This window comes from Acinetobacter lactucae, from assembly GCF_013344765.1.
Lineage (GTDB): Bacteria > Pseudomonadota > Gammaproteobacteria > Pseudomonadales > Moraxellaceae > Acinetobacter > Acinetobacter lactucae_A.
On sequence record NZ_JABVBF010000359.1, the window covers coordinates 1 to 929 of the forward strand.

Consider the following 929-nt stretch of genomic DNA (forward strand, 5'->3'; position numbering starts at 1 on the left):
GTATTTTAAGAAGAGGCAAAACTATGCTATTTAATTTTTTAAACAAGAAAGTAATCATAAAGAAGAAAAGTCTTTTCCATATTTAACGAAAGAACTATCTTGGGATGAAGAAAAAATAATAGCAATTCGATTTAATGGTACACAACGGACTATATATTATAAAAATATTATACGAATAGAAATTATTATTACTGATCTTTATTTTCCCGTACTTAAATGGATTATACAAGATGATAGTTTAGATGATCATACGACAATAGATTTTTATAATGATCTAAAGCCAAATATCAATGATTTGGTTGTAGATATGTTTAATAAAAAGATAAAAGATTATGATAATCAGAAGGTTCACGAAAAAGTTATAGAGGCGATGGGTGCAAGTAGTGGCTTATTTCATTTATGGAGCAGAGAAGATATTGATCAGGTACTAAATAAGATATGGGATAACAATAAGGATAAAATAGAAGCTGATATTAATAAGGCTATAAAAGATGCAGAAGAGCAGAGAAAAAGTAAGCAATGGTGGAAAATTTTTTAAAAGATTTAGGATGGGTTGGCTATAATTATGCCTGAAATCTAGAGAAATAAAGATGAACTTTAAAAACTTAATAATATTGTTTTTAATGACAAGTTTTTTAGGGTGTAGTAGAGATTACAAGATTGAACCGCATGAGCTTCCAGTAGCCTATGTAGGTAAGGCATATAATCAGACATTAAAAATTACTGGTGGAAGAGTCATACCACAGTCTTTTGAAGTGAAAGATAATTTTCCAAATGATATGAATATCTCTATTGAGCCAATAGATCAAAATGAAGCAGATGCTTATAATAATTTAAAAATTTCTGGAGTTCCAAAGTATAAGGGAACTTTTACGATTCATATATATGCGGGTTTTTATGCTAGTGGGGATGGGAAGTTAGATAAGACC

General features: G+C 29.2%; 1 protein-coding gene and 1 pseudogene. Both read left to right on the forward strand.

Annotation, left to right across the window (positions count from 1 at the left end):
• Positions 1–34 precede the first annotated feature (34 nt).
• A pseudogene (locus HUN22_RS17310) lies at positions 35–538 on the forward strand (hypothetical protein); the annotation flags it as partial.
• Positions 539–590: 52 nt separating this feature from the next.
• A partial coding sequence (locus tag HUN22_RS17315; RefSeq protein ID WP_174731974.1) for a hypothetical protein occupies positions 591–929 on the forward strand: 339 nt, incomplete at its 3' end.